The following is an 18,272-nucleotide window of genomic DNA, read 5'->3' as shown; positions in this document are numbered from 1 at the left end:
TATATAGCAGTTTGCGCTGTTTTTTCGCTAAAGATGACATACACACCTAACAGGAGACGACACCATGACACAAGTACCATGTAAGACCGCAACAACCGCAGTAACACAAGCAACTACAGGAAGACGTAAAGCAAGCTGGACACCAGATGAAGTGTCTGATATCCGTAAGCGAACACGAGACAGAGCCAAGACACTTAAAGCACTTGTACCAGACAACCCAGTAGCAGTTAAGTCAGCACAACTTGAAAGCACACTACGCGAGTGGGAAGCAACCACGGCAGACCTTGTAAACCTGAAACCACGTGAGACATACAAGATGCAAGCATGGTTGTCTAAGAAGCTTGGACTTAACCAAAAGGTACTAGGCTTAAGTGACGAGCTATCTACATCTGCATCTGTCAAGTTATCAGTGGGTGAAGCTAAGCGCGTAGCAGAGAACACGGTTGAGAACATCGCTAAGTACAAGAAGGTCGGTATGTTGCGCGACATCCGAAGTGAACTCGACGACATCGCCAAAACACACAGCCTAAGTAAGCGCGAAGCAGACGAGTTGTTCGTAGACCTTGTTGAAGTTGGAGCTATCCCACGAAGTCAACTTGCGTACGGTGACACTGAAGCGGTAAGACTGTTTCAACAAAGACGGTACGAGAAGTTCCTAGACCGTCTTGAAACCATCGGGTTAAGTGACACAGAGGTAGAACAGCTACTTGAACTGTCGATGAAACACGCATCCGTGTACGACGACGTACTGTATGCGGCTAAGGCTTTTGGTGTCGATGTAGACCCTATCAACAACCTTGGATACTTTACCCGTATCGCGACAGAAGATGCAAACTTCAAACTAGGTAAGCTCAGTCAAGCTGATGGTGGTCTGTTTCCTGGTGTTGTAGGTGAGACATCATATGCACGTAGTAGAAGCACATACTTGTTTATCCCTGAAGACTACGAACTGCTGAACAAGTACTCAGGTCTGAAGTACACACAAGAACAGTGGGATGAACTGCTGGATGAACCTCTTAAGTTAGTAGAAACACTAGACGCACACTTCACAGGTAAACAACTTGACGACCTTGTAGATGCTGGTGTGTTGTCTAAAGTGCCTATGTCCAGTCGTGAAGTGTTTGACTACATGGTAAAGCAGTACAAGCTACCGTACACGAACATGAGCGAACTGTTTGTTACTGACCCGATGGAGGTCTTACAGAACTACAGTAAGTCTCTTGGTCGTGCTGCTGGTGACAGTGCGATGTTCATGAAGCTCTCGACTGAAGGTAAGCAGTCAGGGTGGGTAGTCACTGAGCTTGAGTACCAAAGTAACCGAGAACTGTACAAAGACTTTGTGAACCTCGGCGAAGCTTTCGGTAGTCATCCTGCTGTTGGTCGGTTCTTCAAAGACGAAGGTGGGTATGTGCATCCAGTAGTACACGACATGATGAAAGCTTATGTGTCTTTAAGTACTGACGCTGGACAACTAGGGCATCTTGCTCAGATGTATCAACACTTTAACCGCTTTGTTACGACACAGGGTATGCTTACCCAGGGTGGTCTACCGTGGCTTGGTGTCCCTTATGTAGCGAAGCAAGTACTTGGTAACTCGGTGATGCTTCTTGCTGGTGGTGGAAACCCTGCGCGAGTCATCCCAGTAAGTCACGACCTTAGCACTATCATGAAGTTTGGTCTTGAAGCTCTCGACGACACAAAGCCCTTCCTTAAAGACGGTGATAAGTACTTAACCAAGCGTGGTTGGTGGGACAAGTACCTTAAGCTCGTAAAGGTAGACCTGGTAAGTCAAGGTATCGGTGAGCAGGTGACACAGAAAGGTTTCAAAGCTGGTGTACGTGACGTACTTCGACTTGATAAGGGGGTACGGAACACAGTCGAGTACTTCAAACAGACAGGTGATGTACTGGGTACAGGTGCGTACGTGGTTAAGGGGATGAAAGACACACAAGATAAGTTGTTGTCTGTCTTCAGTCGTGCTGCTTCGTACACTGATGCGGTCTTCAAGGCAAGTTTAGTTCAGTCCCGTATGCTTGGCTATGGTGCTAAAGACGTACTAGGAACTGAGGTTAAAGGCACACTGAAGGACTCACTACGACACGCAGATAACTACTTCGTGGACTACACGAACATCGGTGAGCTACAAAGCACCTTTGGTAAGTGGGTGAAACCTTTCGCGACATGGGCACTGTACAGTACACCGATGGTGCTAAGACACGCTATGAGAAACCCATCTCAGTTTGTGTCTTATCTGCGGTTGATGTCCTTCTTGAACTCAGAGCTTAACCACAAAGACATCACACAAGCAGGACTAGGACAGTATGACCTTGATCATATGCCAGGTGGTGCGGTATATGACCCCTTCACAAAGAAGGCTTACGTGTTGTATCCCGGTAACTTTGACCCCTTCAGCGACAGCACTAGCTATCTCGTGAAGATGGGTAATAACTTTGGTGATGCACTACGAGGTAAGGACGACAAACAGAAGCCGTATAACTTCGGTGACTTCGTACAAGAACTGTTACTTGGTGACAGAGGCGACGATGTACAGCCACTAGCCAAGCTTGCTCTTAAGGTTGCTAAGGATGCAGCGATACAAGACAGATACGGACGTGACACAGTTCGGCTGTTTGGTATGGATGTACCTAAGTCTGTCGCATGGGCTACTGATCTCTTTCCGCTTATCAACACACTTAGTAGACAGTCAGGGGCACGAGGTCAAGTGCTTGACTACGCTGGTCGTGAAGTAACACCAGCAAAAGGGGCATACGGTATCCTTCCACCACCAACCGGAAAGGCAACACCAGCAGAGCGAGACAGATACTTCACACAGCAAAAGCTTGGTTGGTTTGAGCATATACGTGCTGCTGTTGGTCTGAAGGTACGAACCATCGACCTGTTAGACAACAACCAGTACACCTTTGAGCAACTGATGAAGACACAAAGTGATGTACGGTCTGCTTTGAAGCGTAAGGAACAAGACATCCTTAGTGTTGGACGACAACCGACACAACAAGAACTAACCGAACTTGACCAACTACGAAGCACATACGTACAGCTACAAGTAGATGGTATGCGTGTCGCTTCGTGGATGAGACAACAAGGTAAGTCCGTGGGTGAAAAGAAAGTAGTTGAGGACGCACTACAGATGATGCGAAAGAAGGGTATCCCTGTTCGTAGTATCCCTGTACCATCAGAGGGTGAAAGCTTCATCACGGAACAGACACAAGAGCGTGACAAGTTCCTTAAGCAAGTCATCAAGTAGTTGCGTCGTACATAAAACTTAAAGCACCAGGGTTGAGTTCCTTGGTGCTTTGTTGTCTTAAGTATATATGCTTAGATGTCAAGCAGCAACCAGCCTAGTGATCAGTTCTTGGTAAGCCTTCATCACACGATGGTTGTCTTCTGGGTGCTGACTCGCGTAAACATCTAGCGCTGTCACGTAGTCATCTTCGATCAAGTTCACACCTGCTTCGACATCCAACCTGGTAACTCGGATCGCTTCTTCAAAGGTAAGTTCCATACGTGATCCTTATGTAGTATGTCCGATCTTCTTAGTATATCAAGAGTTTCAGCAGACGGTTCTAGAAGGATCAGGAAGGTGGCTCTAAGACAGTTAAGGTACAAACCTACCGTGTCTCTTGTGTCGTCTGTCATAGACCGTCCTCGACGGAGTATAGAGTAAACTAGATCTTAGTCCAGTTTATGATCGAAAAACTCAAGTGGCATAACCGATCGATGAAACAAAGGTTGTTTAGTTAGTCCAAAAGTAGTCCAGCACCAAAAGCACACCAAGGTTAAACCTCTGCTGTGTCTAACTTTGATCGATGCTGGTTAACTGCTCAGTAGGCAGAAGTTCCAAAACAGTACAAGCTATGAACTTTGTTGCATATAGCTAGACAAGATCAAGTGATGCTAGGGTTAGGACAGACTTAAGACAGAAGTGATGTCTGTTGATACCTCTAGATGTCTCAGATCTACGGGACTGACGGGGCTCGAACCCGCAACTTCCGCCGTGACAGGGCGGTGCTCTAACCAATTGAACTACAGTCCCAGATTTGCGCGTTTGGTGGCGCGATTTCTATATTGCAGTGTTTCAGTAGATTTGTCAAACAAATTACAAAGATTTTTTTGGCGTGCTTCTTCAACCTCAATAAAAATTTCTGCCCCGATCTCAAATTCCCTTGTTATTACTGAAGTAGGAAGATTGACACGAGCTAGGCACAGGTGATGAAAGAAATAAAATCGGGATCTCGTCCGACTGAGAGAGTTGCACTGCAAGTTGCTTTGGCTGCGATCGTTTTGATCGGAATTGTGGGCGCGGTTCTGATGAAATTATTTGCAATCGAGATTTCGATCGCGCCCGCTGCGCCAAATTCTGTGCCGATGATCACAACGGATGAATCTCCTTCAGGTGAACTAGTTACACCTGTAAAAATTGAGAAGCCTGACGCGACAGCAATTGCTGCAAAACAAGGCAATCTTAGAATTCGCAATCGATCAGATTATCCGATCCGAGTTGCGCTGCTTTCGCGACAACCAAAAGAGGCAAATCTCAAGTCGGGTTCACCGCAGAGCGGTTTTGCACTTCCGGCGCACTGGGATTTTGCGCCGCAAGAAGGCAGCCAAACCGGATTATTAGTGTCGTTGCCGCAGCGATCAATTCGACTGAAACGAGGTGATGTCGTGGTTGCCTTCGCTCAGGATGGCTCACAACGGTATTGGGGGCCGTTTGTCGTCGGAGAGACTGAGCGACCCGATTGGAATGCTCAGACAGGGGAATGGGAGCTTGTGATTGAGAATTAAGCGTAGAGGGTCATGACCTCGGATAGTGGCAAACGGGACTGTGCTGCGATCGCAAAGTCTGATGTATGCCCCCGATCAAAATGCTCCGCTGCGGCACATCCAATCATGGCAGCGTTATCTGTACAGAATTTCATCGGCGGAAATAAAACTTTAATCTGATGCGGTTCAGCCGCCGCTTGAAGTTCTGCTCTCAATCCTCGATTGGCTGCAACACCCCCGCCGACTGCAATTGTGTTTAGTCCGTAATTTTTAGCGCAGGCGATCGCTCGTTTCGTCAAGGCTCGTACCACGGTTGCTTGAAAACTAGCCGCGAGATCGGCAATGGGGATCGGTTCACCAGTTGCCTGCAATTTTTGAGTCAGCCGCAAAACCGCTGTCTTTAAGCCGCTAAAACTTGAATCATAAGGATGAACGCCACCTTCAGGTAAAGAGATCTGACCTTCAGGTAGGGCAAAAGCGCGTGGATTGCCCTCTGCCGCCAACCGATCAATAACTGGGCCGCCTGGATAGCCCAGATTCAATAAGCGAGCAACTTTATCAAACGCTTCACCTGCGGCATCGTCCCGGGTCTGTCCTAACACTTCATATTTGCCGCAGTCTTTGACGTAGATTAGGCTGGTATGTCCGCCAGAGACGAGAAGACAGAGAAAGGGCGGTTCGAGATGGGGATCACTGAGGTAGGAGGCGTAAATGTGCCCTTCTAGGTGATGTACACCAATAAAGGGCTTTTGATGGACGATCGCTAAAGTCTTGGCGGCAGTCAATCCCACTAAAAGTGCACCGACGAGTCCGGGCGTACAAGTGCCCGCGATCGCATCGATTTCTGACCAGGTTATGCCGGATGCTTCAAGGGCTTGAGCGATCGCTAAATTGACCATTTCCACATGTTGCCGTGAAGCAACTTCAGGAACAACCCCGCCGTATTTCTGGTGAATCGCGATTTGAGACGACACAATGCTGCTGAGAATGTGACGATTTTTTACGATTGCCACCGCAGTTTCGTCACAACTTGTTTCAATTGCTAAGACCGTTGCCATTTGCTGGTAGGTTTTGGGAGTAGGTGACTTTAGCAGTCGCTCGAATTAGAGTGAGCTAAGCTGATTTCCTAGTTTAGCGCTCTGTTGGATTCACCCCCATTTGTGGAAAAATCAACTTCGTTTTTGACACAACTTTTCTTTGTAATTCGTAAATAAAGGGAAACAATTCCATGCAACGATTGTTTGCTCTAGTTCTCGTTCTTTTCCTAGGATTGGGCTTTGCCAACCCTCAGCCTGCTCACGCCTACAATTTGACTCGGTGTGGCGACAATCCTGTGTTCGTTCAACGAATGAAAGATTCGACTAGCGCCAGCGCGCAGCGTCGTTTTGAGCAGTATTCCGATTTGCTATGCGGTAAGGATGATGGTCTACCTCACTTGATCACGGATGGCAACCTGGCACATGCTGGCGAATTCACCATTCCTGGCATTCTGTTCTTGCTGATTACGGGCTGGATCGGTTGGGCAGGTCGCTCTTATCTCCAAGCCGTTAAGAAGACAGGTAAGCCTGAAGAAAACGAAATCATTATCAATGTGCCTTTGGCAATCTCCTGCATGTTGGGGGCTGCTTTATGGCCTTTATTGGCAGTGAAAGAGTTGCTGAGCGGCGAATTGACCGAGCGTGACGGAAATGTTCCAGTTGGAGCAGATTCTGTCCTATTGGCTCAAGCGAATAAGCAAGCACCTGCGGCTTCACAAAACCGAGCACGCTAATTTTCTTCACGTTTTGGAGGTTCATCCATGTCTGGTCTTCTGAGATATCTTTCATCGGCTCCTGTAGCGACTGCACTGTGGTTGACTTTTACTGCAGGTCTTTTGATTGAATTTAATCGGTTCTTCCCTGATTTGCTGTCTCATCCGAGATAAGCGGATTTGGAACTTTTTTGAATGCGCGATCGACTTCTGTGATCGCGCATTTTTGTTGAAATCTATCCATTAGTAGAGTGAGGGGTCTTCATTGGGTTGATGATTCGTAGTCGCAATTTTTTTAAGGTGTAAGCGTCCTTAATATATTGGAGCCGCTTATGTCTTCTGGTTTTCTCAGATTTCTCTCGCTTTCCTCAATTCTAGGGATTGCAACTGTTAGCTTCTTTTTGACTTTATTTATTTTGATTAACTGGGTTTCGCCTGATCTGCTGTATTTGATGCATTAGAAACTTACAGGCAATACGCTGATTCGCTTATACTTTGAGGCGTGTCGCGTATTGCCTGCCGTTATGAATCCTGAGCTTGAGATTAGACGATTGTTAGACGTGATGCCTGCATCGGGTCGGATGTTTGTCAAGTTGGTCAGTAAGCCAGATCAGCGATCGTTCATTGATACTCCTGCACCGTTACCCTGGGGCAGGGATCGCCCGGTTTATATTAATTTCGACCTTTGGAGTCGGTTGTCGCGATCTCAGCGTGATCTCCTGATCTTGCGAACGGTCAGTTGGAGTAGCAATATTAAATGGTTTCAACCGACCCCAATGTTAGGACTGACCGCATTAGGCGCGATCGGATTGGGGGTTGAACTTGCTCAGCAGGATTTTGTGGGAGTTGCAGCGGCAAGTGGATTAAGCGCGATCGCACTCTTTCAAATTTGGCGGAATAACCGCAGCTCGCGGATGGAACTCGAAGCGGATGAACAAGCGCTGAAAATTGCTCAACGACGAGGCTATACAGAAACTGAAGCGGCACGGGCTTTGTTGAGTGCGATCGAAGCTGTCGCCCAAAATGAAGGGCGCATGTTGAGTTTTGTGGAATTACTGCGATGTCAAGGTTTGAGAGCCATTGGGGGACTTTCTCCCGTTGGCATTCCTGACGAGTTGAGAAGCGAATGATCTACCCAATGACTGGGAGAGTTAAATTGCGGTGAACTCCGGGAAATCACTTAGGAATTTGAGATCGGGGCAGGGAACTTTAGCAATACGACCCCACTGGAAATAAAGACTTCATGATTGAAGGCATGAATTCACGGACTGCTCCGAATTCAAAGTTTCTGGATACTATGGGTTTGTTGCGGAAATGACGGACAATCGCGCCGTCAGTGACCCACGATCGCAGGGCAGCATATTTTATGTCTCACATGGCAACCCAAACTCCACCCTCTCGCAGCATTGATGTCAGCTTAGATGTCGAGTTGCGAAACGTCACCAAAGTTTATCACGGTGAACCTGCGGTTCGCAGTATTGATTTGGGCATTCGGCGCGGCGAGTTTTTTAGTATCTTAGGGCCGTCTGGTTGTGGTAAAACGACGACGCTGCGGATGATTGCGGGATTTGAGCATCCGACCTCGGGCGAGATTTTGATCCGCGATCGCTCGATGTCGAATGTCCCACCGTACAAACGTCCTGCCAATACAGTCTTTCAGAGCTACGCCCTGTTCGGTCATATGACCGTCGCAGAAAATATTGCATTTGGGCTGAAAATTCAGAAATGTTCGCGATCAGAAGTTCAAGATCGAGTTCGAGATGCGTTGAAATTAGTCAAGCTCGAAGCGCTTGCCAATCGATTTCCAGCGCAGCTCTCCGGTGGACAACAACAACGAGTCGCCGTTGCCCGTGCTTTAGTCAATCGCCCCGCCGTTCTGCTGCTCGATGAACCGCTAGGCGCATTAGATTTGAAGTTACGCAAAGAGATGCAGGTTGAACTCGCAACGTTACATCGAGAATTAGGCATGACCTTTGTGATGGTGACGCATGATCAGGAAGAAGCGTTGTCATTATCCGATCGCATTGCCGTGATGAACTTGGGGCAAGTTGAGCAAGTGGGAACGCCTGAGCAAATTTACGATCGTCCACGCACTTCATTTGTTGCAGATTTCATCGGGGATACGAATCTATTTCGCGGCAAGATTGAAGGCGCACATCCTGAGACGCTTTGGATTAGAACCGAGACGGGTATCAAAATGACCGTTCAGCAGGATACTGCCTCGAAATCCCTGACTTCTGGCTGGGTCACGGTGAGCGTACGTCCTGAAAAAATCCAGATTAGTCTAGTTCCTCAAGCAGCAGCAAACTGCTTTGAAGGCAGATTGCAAGATGTGATGTATCTGGGAACTCATGTCTATTGTGTGATAGTCCTGAACTCTGGCGATCGTGTGATTGTGCGTCAGCCAAAATCACCTAAACTTCCAAACGCAGACGCTCCACTCTATGTGTCTTGGGATGCAGCTGACAGTTTAGCGTTATCTGAGTTGTAAGGAGGCAGTTATGTCGTATTGTGCCTCTCGTCGCCGATTCATCAAAACTGCAGCTGCAGGAGTTTCAGGGTTTGCGCTGTCAAGTTGTGGTTGGACATTAGCAAAAGTTCAGACTGATCAGGCGATCGTGCAGTCTTCCGATGAACTCAATATCTACACTTGGTCGAATTACATTGATCAAGAACTCGTCGATGCATTTCAAGCCAAGACAGGGATCAAAGTTAAGTTTGATGTGTTTGATTCTAACGAGACGATGTTGGCAGCTTTCCAAGCCGGAAAAGCAAAAATCTATAGCGTCATTTATCCATCGGACTATAAAGTGACTCAGATGAGTAAGCTCGGCTATTTGAGCCAGCTTGATCACTTACGGTTAGAAAGCCTCCGTCATCTGATTCCGCGTTTTCAAACCTCACTACATGACCCCGGCAATCGTTACAGTGTGCCGATGAGTTGGGGAACGACCGGATTGATCTATAACAGTGAAAAAATCAAGGATGCACCCAAAGATTGGAACTATCTGTGGGAGAACAAAGAGAAGTTGATGCGACGCATGACCTTGATGAATGATGTGCGGGAAGTGTTAGGAGCAACGTTACGATCGCTTGGATTCTCCTACAATTCCACCAACCCAGCCGAATTGAAAAAAGCATACGATCGGCTACAAGAATTGAAACCTGCAATCGCGACTTTCACAACCGATGCCTGGCGGGATCAATTAATTGCTGGAGATTTGTCGATCGCGATGGCTTACTCCTCAGATGCGGCACTGGCAATGAAAGACAATCCAAAGTTGAAATATGTCATCCCGAGCAGTGGCACTTCTCTCTGGACAGATACGATGGTGATTCCCAAAACGGCTCCCAACCCTGATGGAGCTTACGCTTGGTTGGAGTTTATGCTTCAGCCTGAAGTCGCCGCCAAAATGACAGAACGGTTATCCTTTGCAACGACCAATCAAGCTGGCATTGCTCAACTCCCTGAAGCGATTCGGTCAAATTCTAGCTTGTTCCCCGCGATGGAGTTGTTGAATAGATCCGAATCGATCGCACCCGTAGAGCGGGAAACGCTAGAAGCCTACGAACGATATTGGACGAAACTCACGAGTAGCTGAGGATATTAAACTATGAAAGCGCCCTCGATTTCTGAATCCTCTACCTCTAGCGCTCCTCGCTGGTTGCAGCCAGTCTTGATGCTCTCGCCTGCGGGACTTTGGCTATTGTTGCTGTTGATTGTTCCGACCCTGATTATTTTCCAATTGAGCCTTGTTCCCAACATCAAACCGGGCGATGTCGTGAATCCATCAGGATTGGAGAATTACTTGCGAATTTTTCAGCCTGAGAGTTTCCCTGCTCTTTGGCGATCGTTCCTCTTCGCATCGGGAACGACGATCGCTTGTCTTGTCCTCGGCTTTCCCGTCGCGTATTGGATTGCTCTCACTTCTCCCAAACGCTGGCAAAATCTCATCTTAATGGGCTTTACATTGCCACTTTGGACATCTTCGCTGTTGCGATCGTATGCCTGGATTAGCATTCTGCGTCGAACTGGCGTACTCAATAGCTTTCTGATGAGTCTCGGTTTACCGACCTTAGATTTATTAAATCAACCGATCGCAGTCCTGATCGGCATGACCTATGGTTTATTGCCTTACATGGTTCTGATTCTCTATGCCTCGTTAGAAAAGCTCGATCGACGATTGTTAGAAGCCGCCGCAGACTTAGGCGCAACCCCTCAACAAGCGTTCTGGAAAGTGACTGTCCCCCAATGCTTTCCGGGCATTATTGCTGGAGGTTTGCTGGTATTCATCACGGCGCTAGGAGACTTTATCAATCCAGAGCTATTAGGCGGAACATCGAGCCGAACTGCGGCGCGTGTCGTTTATGACCAATTCCTAGGTGCAACGCAGAATTGGGGATATGGCTCAGCTTTGAGCATGATGCTGATTTTAATCGTCAGTATTGCGATCGCACTGCTCATTAAATACGGAGATCAGAATGCAAAGTCAATTTAGAAATCGCATCTCAGCAGGGTTTACCTTGCTGATGTTTGGCTTTATGTATTTACCGCTATCAGTGCTCGCGTTCTACAGCTTTAATCAAGCTCCAAACAGTGCTCAGTGGACTGGATTTACATTATCTTGGTACATCAAATTTTTCCAAGATAGTCGAATTCTTTCAGCGCTTCGAGATAGTTTGTTAGTTGCAAGTTTGGCAACTGCGATCGCAGCTGTCATTGGAACCTTACTGGCGATCGGGCTTGCAAAATATCAGTTCTTTGGCAAAAAGTTATTTCAAGGTGCAGCTTATTTGCCGTTGATTATTCCTGATATCGCGATCGCAGTTGCAACCCTTGTATTTTTAGCAGTCATTGCAGTACCCCTGAGCCTTTGGACAATCGTGGCTGCCCATGTCGTTTTCTGCCTGGCTTACATCGCATTAGTCGTTTCAACACGACTCGTCAATCTTGACCCGCATCTGGAGGAAGCAGCGTTAGATTTGGGTGCAACTCCGATGCAGTCATTGATGATGGTATTGCTGCCGCAGTTAATGCCCGCGATCGTCTCGGGCTGTCTCCTAGCTTTCGTGTTGAGCATGGATGATTTTCTCATCGCAAGCTTTACCGCAGGTGGAGGGATTACAACTTTGCCGATGGAGATCTTCAGCCGAATCCGAACCAGTGTAAGACCGGATATGAATGCATTGAGCGTCGTTTTGCTGGTGATTTCAGGTGGACTCGCTCTACTGGCTGAAGGGATTCGCTACCAGGGTGAGAAGAAGCGATTCACTTAGGTCGGTTCTAGTACAGTCCGCCGAAGCTGCATTCGGAATGAAGGGTCGAGATATTTTTCTTGTTGCGATCGCCATTGCTGCCAAGCGTTGATGATTTTCTCTTGCAGGCGATCGGCAAAAATCGGACAAGTTTTCTCGATCGCTTGCTTCAAGCTGCTCTCTAAGAACTCCTGCATCACAACGCTATCTTGAATCTCTCCCAAACTCTCTTGAATCGCTTTGAAATTTTCAACTTGAGCCTTGTAAGCCTCTCCGTAGAACTCGGTGAACAGCTCAGTTTGATAGCGCACCCGTTTCATTTGCTTCCGTAAATCGTGGAGCGATGCGTTCTGCTGCAATTGTTCTCGAATCGATTCGGCTGTAATTGGGGCAAATCTGCCAGATTCTTCTCGTCCAATCAGCCAAGCGGGATGCAGCAGAACGCCATGAATCAGAGGCATCAAGACATCGGGTAAGACGGATTGAATTGGGAGTTGCCCAATCACCCGATAATGTGGCAACGCTAACCAATTCTCCATTTCTTTCCGAAATGCCTTGTATTCATGCGATTTCAACGCCTTTTGCAGTTTTTTGAAATCTCGCGATCGCTGCTTCTGGAGTTTCTTCAACGCCCGTTTTAATTCTTTCTGCTCTGATTCTGGCAAAGTGGGCGACTTCAATTCAAGCTGCAACACATCTGCATCTCGCACTGCACCTAAAATTTGAGCAAACTTACGGATTTTTGCTTCACTCGCGGCTTTTGGCAGATCTGCTACAAATCCAAAAACCTGAATTGCGGTTCTCAGTCGCCGCAGTCCGACTCGCATTTGATGCAGTGCCTCTGGATCTTGATCCGCTAAAACTTCTTCTTCGTGCTTCATCGCTTTACGGAAATGTTTCTCGATCGCACGATAAGCAAAGTGACTCAGCGTTTCTGATTGCAGTGGGATATGGAGATTCATGGCGAGTTTTTATCAAGGGAATACACCTCTATTCTGAGTCTCTGTCACTCCCAGAATAGAAACATCTCACTTAAGTTAATGATTGCGGTTCTGACGCATTCAGTGGTGTTTTAGAGATATTTCGGAATCCTAAATTTCAGCTTCTTTCATAAAGGAATCTCTTGGATCTCTGCCAAGTTTAAGAACACTTCCGCATTGACTGCTTCTGTCGATCGCTGACATCGCACCGCAAAACTACATCCGCTACATTCTTCGGTTTGTGGAATTTGCGGGAAAGGCTGATTTTTGGTCTCATAGCGATCGAGCCATTCATCCAACTGGGCTAACAATTGCTGCAAGCTTTGCCGCGTTTCCTTATGCTGTTGCGTACTGTAAGCGAATCTCAAGCTCTGAGGAGATTCAGCGGCTCCCTGCGCTTGGAAAAACCAATACGTCATCGAAATCTGCTCTGGTGCGTATTCACTCGTCTCCGCTAAAACGAATGGATACAGGCGAGACTGCCAGTTTTGTGATAAGTCCTTTCGCGCTGGTTTTGGATAAGTCTTCCAATCTAAAATTTGCGCTGCTGAATCTGTTAAAAGTAGCAAATCATAGACCACAGTCAATAAATGCCCATTGAATTCGAGCGTCCGAAGATGCTCACTCTCCCGAAAGCTAGGACGCTCAATCTGAAGAATTGTTGGAGCAGCACCCGTAAAAGCGTGAAACCATTGGCGAAGTTGCGGATCTTCTTGCAGAAAAGGCTCGATCGGTAAATCCATTTCCCACTGTTGCATCAGCGCATGAAATCGACTTCCCGCTGCAAGTCGCTCCTGTTGCTCTGGTGAATTTGCTGATCCCAACTGCTCTATATAAGTGTGCTGAAATTTGCGCGGACACAATTCAAGTAAATTCAAATGTCCTTGAGAGATTCGCATTAGTTCTTCGTTAAAACAAACACACTGCCTTCATTGCCACGCCCAATCCGCAAATCCTCATCAAGATAAGTCACATCCAGCCATCCTTGTTGATCCCGGTCTTTGATCTGGAAATCGATCGCGGCAAACTTCTTCTCGGATTCTAGCTGTTGAATAAAGTAACTGGGAGATTGGTAATCGATTAAGCGTTGCAGACCAATGAACGATCGCTCAAATTTCACATCGACTCGGCGATCCGTCATCCGACGAAAGCGAGCAACCACAGCCACGATTCCTTCTAAAAACGGCACGCCCGAAACTTCCGCAATATTATAGAGTTTCGCTTCGGGAGCGTGAATACACTGATAAACCTGTCCCAATTTGAGCAACGGAAATTGATCAATCCCCAAAATGCCGCGACTGGTCGTGTAAATTAACCGCCAATTACCATCAAGTAAGTGAATTGCTTCAAGTGGGCGAGGGGTAGGATTGCGATCTTCGAGTTGAGCGATCGCCGCTAAAATTGCCTGTTTTTCGGACTCTGAGGCGAGAATGCCGCGATTCGTTCCCGCGATCGCTTCGAGTAAAGCAGCTTTCCCGATCATGATGCGCTCCTAGCGTAAACAGAATTAATCGTAATCGCTCTCCACGGCTCTGCTTCAGATTCAAAAAGTTTCTTAAATTCAGTCTTGATCCAAAAAATCCGAAATTCCGAAATTATTTACTTGACAATTTCAGAAAAACGTAGAAAATGCATTGAATCTAAACCGTATATTGCTAATTTGCGAAAGCAAAAGCAAATTCAATGTGCCAGCTATACCCGTAAGTGTTACACTCTGGGTGTTTCGGTCGATCTAAGATAAAGTAGAAGCTCTCTACTGTTGGAGTTACAACCGCTCAATGATTTACAACCCCTCTCTACGTCAAGAACCTCGAACCCAACGTGCCGCTGTGATCCCGATGCAGCAGGAATCATCGATCCTCGACTGGTTAGAAAGCACAGGACGACTTCTGGCACGCGACAATGCAGATTTCGACTATCTAGACGATGAAGAAGAGATCAATGAACTGATGGATGGCGAAGGCAGCAGTGCCTTTGACACAGACGATGACGATGATGATTTAGATTTAGAAGATTAGACGATGAGGCGCGAGATTCTTCTGAATCTTGTGCCTGATTTGATAATTAAGTGGTGAAATGTGCGGAGTGAATTGAGAAACCTGTGGACGCAAAACTTTTTACAGGAAGAGCCTTAAATTTTTCGGGTACGAAGCTATTTCTTCTACTCACGATTGGCATGACGATCGCAGCAATCTCGCTGGATCATTTTAGTGGACGAGTTTGGAGCCAGAATACATCACTGACGTTCCCCATGTGGATGAGTGGACTGGCAACGGCAGGGATCGGCTTTTGGGCTGTGCCTTTCCTCAAGGCACTGAAAGCTGGACAGATTATTCGCGAAGATGGCCCACAATCGCATTTGAAGAAGGCAGGAACCCCGACGATGGGAGGAGCCTTCTTTGTTCCCATCGCGGTTGCACTGGGTTTAATTTTGTCTAATTTTTCGGGCAATGTAATTGCCGTTTCAGCATTGACCATGGCGTACGCTGCGATCGGCTTTCTCGACGATTGGCAAATCATTCGCCGCAAGTCCAACAAAGGCATTTCTCCGCGGATGAAAATGGGACTGCAAATCTTCTTTGCAGTTGCGTTTTGTCTCTGGTTAGCCCTGACAAATCCGAGCGTCACTTCGATCGCATTGCCGTTGGGTCTAGTGCTGCCGTTGGGATCGCTCTTTTGGGCGTTGGCTTGTTTCGTTTTAGTTGCAGAAAGCAATGCGACGAATCTGACTGATGGAATGGATGGATTGGCAGGTGGAACAGTCGCGATCGCGCTGTTGGGATTGGGTGCTTTGATCGCACCTGAGCATGCTGATTTAGGTATCTTCTGTGCGTCCCTAAGTGGAGGTTGCCTCGGCTTCCTGGTTCACAATCGCAATCCGGCAAAAGTCTTCATGGGAGACACTGGATCGCTGGCGTTAGGTGGCGCATTAGCGGCAGTTGGATTACTAACGAATTCGCTGTTCGCGTTGTTGATTCTGAGCGGCTTGTTCTTCTTAGAAACTCTCTCTGTCATTGCTCAAGTGACGTATTACAAAGCCACAAAAGATGCAAATGGCATCGGCAAGCGTTTGTTCAGGATGTCTCCATTCCATAACCATTTGGAATTGACGGGCTGGACAGAAACACAGGTTGTCGGTTGGTTTTATACGATCGCGGCTGTCCTAGCTGGATTCAGTCTTGCAATTCACTAATTTCTCAAATCCGCACAAAAAACTTTGATCGAGTCACAAGAAAGCTGTTATGATGTGACTCGACAACTCTGGAGAGATGGCTGAGTGGTCGAAAGCGGCAGATTGCTAATCTGTTGTACGGTCTTGAACCGTACCGAGGGTTCGAATCCCTCTCTCTCCGTTCTAAACTTGAATTAATAGCTTTCTACCCCTCCAAAAAGAAATCTGAAATGTAGGAAGCATTAGAAATATGAGGATCGAAGCACTCCATCTGACTAATTTTCGCGGCTTCAAAGACTTCAAGCTTGAATTTCCAAAGTCTAATGCACTAGTTCTCATCGGAATCAATGGTGCTGGCAAGTCATCTATCCTCGATAGCATTAATAGCTTTCTTAATCTATTCGTTGAGCACCTAATTCACCTAAAACCATCCAAACCATTACGATTTCCAAGGCTAGGACTGGATGTTGACGACATTTATGATGGAGAAGATACCTCCACACTTTCTTCAACGTTCAGCCACGGTTCAGAAACGCAGACCTTTGAAATTGAAATACTCCAATCCATAACTCATGCTTCTGTATATGGTTTTCTCGCCGCAATAATGCATCGTCAGTTAAGAGAAGAACCAACTTCATCATTACCGATACTTGCATACTATCCTGCAAACCGACTAATTCACAGTTTAGATTCTAGAGCGAGATCGAAACCCAAAGCCTATGATTTTACGCAGTTCTATGCGTATCAGAATGCGTTTGCTAACGGGCTAATCCACTACGAAGATTTTCTCAATTGGTTCAGACTCGAAGAAGACTTAGAAAATGAAATTATTTCTAGAGAAGACCGTAGCTATGTCAACCCAAATTTAAAGACAATTAGAACTGCTCTAGAGACTTTTTTGAGCAGGTTAAACGTTTCAGAATTCTCTAATCTTCGTGTGGTTAGAGAAAGACGTGATTCGGATTACAGTTTTCGCTCAAGTATTACTGGTTCTTTAGAAGTTGATAAAGCTGGAGTCTCATTGAAGATTGAGCAGTTATCAGAAGGCGAGAAAAGTATCATCATGATCGTTTGTGACATTGCTCGCCGATTGACGATCGCGAATCCTGCTCTAGACGACCCCAAAACCGGACACGGAATCGTTCTCATCGACGAAATAGATAATCACCTTCATCCTCAATGGCAACGTCGAATTCTTCCAGCCTTGAACACTACTTTTCCCAATTGCCAATTCATCACCACAACTCATTCTCCTCAAGTTCTCAGCAATTTGCAGCCAGAAGAAATTTTTGTCTTGGATAACGGGAAAATCTCTAATAATGTTTCCTATTCCTATGGTAGAGACAGCAATTCGATCCTTTACGAATTTATGGGAGTCGAGAAGCGCCCCGAATGGATGCGGCAGCAACTCGATCATGCTTTTCACCTAATTGATGAAGGCAATACCGACGCAGCGAAGAGTGCCATTGAAGAACTCAAACAATTCCTTGGACAGAACGATCCCGATATCGTGAGAGCCAACACTTTGCTTCAATTTCTCTACGAATAGCGATGCGATACATTCAGAAAAATCAGGAACCCTCTTCCCTCACACAATATCGCAAGGCAGCAGATCCCAAGTCTAAAACAGTATTTGATGACTATCCAGACAAAGAGCCTTTGCGGCAGTCTCTATTGAAAGAACAGGGATATCTCTGTTGCTATTGTCTGCGTAGAGTAACGGGAAGTCTCGACCCTCTTACAGGAAAACCTGACACTCGAATTGAACATTGGTCACCGCAAAGTATCTACAACGGCGAAAAAGGCAAAGCCGATCTGCGGCTAAGTTACCGCAATCTCCTTGCAGCTTGTCATGGAAACGAAGATAGCGAGTCAAAAGACTATCACTGCGATGTGTTGAAAGGCAATCAAGAAATTATCCTCAACCCGACCCAGAAAAACTGTGAAACCAAAATTTATTACAGTACTTCTGGAGAAATCTGCTCGAAAAATCCTCAAATTCAACAAGAGCTGGGCACAGTTACTTCCAAAGGAATCCTCAATCTCAATTCTCAAACCTTTCGCGAAAATCGTAGTGCCGCACTCATGGCAACGATCGATAAGCTCAAACAACAAGCCCCAACTGGGAATTGGTCAAGCGCAATTTTGAAGAAAGCGATTCAAACAGTGAGTCAACGCCACAATAACGCTCACCTTGAATATTTTCCTTATGTTGTCTTTCATCTTGAGAAGCGACTCTCACGAGCTAAAATCCCGTAATTAATCGATTTAAGCTTGTATTTACTGCAAGTTACAAACGCTGTTGAGAACTTCAGCGGATATCATTAAA

The 18,272-nt window shown here is 46.6% G+C and carries 19 protein-coding genes and 2 tRNA genes; 15 read left to right on the top strand and 6 right to left on the bottom strand.

All coding sequences use genetic code 11. The features are described from left to right. Positions 1–64 precede the first annotated feature (64 nt). The gene (locus J0L70_RS03070) at positions 65–3,265 is read left to right on the top strand and encodes a hypothetical protein (protein ID WP_287453046.1); all 3,201 of its coding nucleotides are present in this window, start codon (positions 65–67) and stop codon (positions 3,263–3,265) included. 78 nt (positions 3,266–3,343) lie between these two features. Here the strand turns inward: J0L70_RS03070 and J0L70_RS03065 are convergent, their stop codons facing one another. Further along, positions 3,344–3,523 (bottom strand): hypothetical protein, encoded by a 180-nt coding sequence (locus tag J0L70_RS03065; RefSeq protein ID WP_287453045.1) that lies wholly within the window; start codon positions 3,521–3,523, stop codon positions 3,344–3,346. Between the two features lie 457 nt (positions 3,524–3,980). Beyond that, a tRNA-Asp gene (locus J0L70_RS03060) sits at positions 3,981–4,054 on the bottom strand. Between the two features lie 176 nt (positions 4,055–4,230). Here J0L70_RS03060 and J0L70_RS03055 point away from each other — a divergent pair. After that, positions 4,231–4,806 carry a hypothetical protein gene (locus J0L70_RS03055; protein ID WP_287453044.1) on the top strand — a complete coding sequence of 192 codons (576 nt, stop codon included), beginning with the start codon at positions 4,231–4,233 and terminating at the stop codon, positions 4,804–4,806. On the opposite strand, the gene tsaD is transcribed toward J0L70_RS03055, so the two are convergent. Then, positions 4,803–5,843: a tRNA (adenosine(37)-N6)-threonylcarbamoyltransferase complex transferase subunit TsaD gene (gene tsaD / locus J0L70_RS03050; RefSeq protein WP_017287986.1), complete on the bottom strand. Its 1,041-nt coding sequence runs from the start codon at positions 5,841–5,843 to the stop codon at positions 4,803–4,805. The two genes, J0L70_RS03055 and tsaD, sit on opposite strands and share 4 nt — an antisense overlap. A gap of 170 nt (positions 5,844–6,013) precedes the next feature. Between tsaD and J0L70_RS03045 the strand changes: the two genes are divergently transcribed. From J0L70_RS03045 to J0L70_RS03010, 8 genes are all read left to right on the top strand, one after another. Beyond that, positions 6,014–6,556: a hypothetical protein gene (locus J0L70_RS03045; protein ID WP_017287988.1), complete on the top strand. Its 543-nt coding sequence runs from the start codon at positions 6,014–6,016 to the stop codon at positions 6,554–6,556. Positions 6,557–6,583: 27 nt separating this feature from the next. Continuing rightward, positions 6,584–6,709: a photosystem I reaction center subunit IX gene (gene psaJ, locus J0L70_RS03040; protein ID WP_071596157.1), complete on the top strand. Its 126-nt coding sequence runs from the start codon at positions 6,584–6,586 to the stop codon at positions 6,707–6,709. 158 nt (positions 6,710–6,867) lie between these two features. Then, entirely contained in the window at positions 6,868–6,996 is a 129-nt protein-coding gene (locus J0L70_RS03035; protein ID WP_017287989.1) for a hypothetical protein, read from the top strand. A 63-nt stretch (positions 6,997–7,059) separates the two neighbouring features. Further along, a complete protein-coding gene (locus tag J0L70_RS03030) occupies positions 7,060–7,665 on the top strand; it encodes a DUF3318 domain-containing protein (RefSeq protein ID WP_017287990.1) in 606 nt (201 codons plus the stop codon). A gap of 236 nt (positions 7,666–7,901) precedes the next feature. Then, positions 7,902–9,026: an ABC transporter ATP-binding protein gene (locus J0L70_RS03025; RefSeq protein ID WP_353736604.1), complete on the top strand. Its 1,125-nt coding sequence runs from the start codon at positions 7,902–7,904 to the stop codon at positions 9,024–9,026. Positions 9,027–9,036: 10 nt separating this feature from the next. Then, complete coding sequence (locus tag J0L70_RS03020; protein ID WP_017287992.1) at positions 9,037–10,137, top strand: ABC transporter substrate-binding protein; 1,101 nt, start codon at positions 9,037–9,039, stop codon at positions 10,135–10,137. Positions 10,138–10,149: 12 nt separating this feature from the next. Beyond that, entirely contained in the window at positions 10,150–11,034 is an 885-nt protein-coding gene (locus tag J0L70_RS03015; RefSeq protein WP_190653700.1) for an ABC transporter permease, read from the top strand. Further along, positions 11,018–11,812 carry an ABC transporter permease gene (locus J0L70_RS03010; protein WP_287453041.1) on the top strand — a complete coding sequence of 265 codons (795 nt, stop codon included), beginning with the start codon at positions 11,018–11,020 and terminating at the stop codon, positions 11,810–11,812. Before J0L70_RS03015 ends, J0L70_RS03010 begins: the two co-directional genes overlap by 17 nt. Here J0L70_RS03010 and J0L70_RS03005 read toward each other — a convergent pair. The 3 genes from J0L70_RS03005 to J0L70_RS02995 all read right to left on the bottom strand — a co-directional run bounded on the left by J0L70_RS03005 (position 11,809) and on the right by J0L70_RS02995 (position 14,254). Continuing rightward, positions 11,809–12,753, bottom strand: a complete 945-nt coding sequence (locus J0L70_RS03005; protein ID WP_268184535.1) for a CHAD domain-containing protein — start codon at positions 12,751–12,753, stop codon at positions 11,809–11,811. The genes J0L70_RS03010 and J0L70_RS03005 overlap by 4 nt on opposite strands. 146 nt (positions 12,754–12,899) lie before the next feature. After that, positions 12,900–13,670 carry a PD-(D/E)XK nuclease family protein gene (locus tag J0L70_RS03000; RefSeq protein ID WP_190653701.1) on the bottom strand — a complete coding sequence of 257 codons (771 nt, stop codon included), beginning with the start codon at positions 13,668–13,670 and terminating at the stop codon, positions 12,900–12,902. Then, a complete protein-coding gene (locus J0L70_RS02995; protein WP_190653702.1) occupies positions 13,670–14,254 on the bottom strand; it encodes a PAP/fibrillin family protein in 585 nt (194 codons plus the stop codon). Before J0L70_RS02995 ends, J0L70_RS03000 begins: the two co-directional genes overlap by 1 nt. A 295-nt stretch (positions 14,255–14,549) precedes the next feature. Between J0L70_RS02995 and J0L70_RS02990 the strand changes: the two genes are divergently transcribed. The 5 genes from J0L70_RS02990 (at position 14,550) to J0L70_RS02970 (ending at position 18,202) form a co-directional block, all read left to right on the top strand. Next, complete coding sequence (locus J0L70_RS02990) at positions 14,550–14,789, top strand: DUF3134 domain-containing protein (protein WP_017287998.1); 240 nt, start codon at positions 14,550–14,552, stop codon at positions 14,787–14,789. Positions 14,790–14,872: 83 nt separating this feature from the next. Continuing rightward, a complete protein-coding gene (gene mraY, locus J0L70_RS02985; RefSeq protein ID WP_017287999.1) occupies positions 14,873–15,964 on the top strand; it encodes a phospho-N-acetylmuramoyl-pentapeptide-transferase in 1,092 nt (363 codons plus the stop codon). A 70-nt stretch (positions 15,965–16,034) separates the two neighbouring features. Continuing rightward, a tRNA-Ser gene (locus J0L70_RS02980) sits at positions 16,035–16,124 on the top strand. Positions 16,125–16,193: 69 nt separating this feature from the next. Continuing rightward, the gene (locus tag J0L70_RS02975; RefSeq protein ID WP_287453039.1) at positions 16,194–17,492 is read left to right on the top strand and encodes an AAA family ATPase; all 1,299 of its coding nucleotides are present in this window, start codon (positions 16,194–16,196) and stop codon (positions 17,490–17,492) included. Positions 17,493–17,494: 2 nt separating this feature from the next. Further along, complete coding sequence (locus J0L70_RS02970; protein WP_287453038.1) at positions 17,495–18,202, top strand: retron system putative HNH endonuclease; 708 nt, start codon at positions 17,495–17,497, stop codon at positions 18,200–18,202. The last annotated feature ends 70 nt before the right edge of the window (positions 18,203–18,272 follow it).

The sequence above is a fragment of the Leptolyngbya sp. UWPOB_LEPTO1 genome (genome assembly GCF_017302695.1).
Lineage (GTDB): Bacteria > Cyanobacteriota > Cyanobacteriia > Leptolyngbyales > Leptolyngbyaceae > Leptolyngbya > Leptolyngbya boryana.
This window is presented reverse-complemented; position numbering and strand designations above follow the sequence as displayed.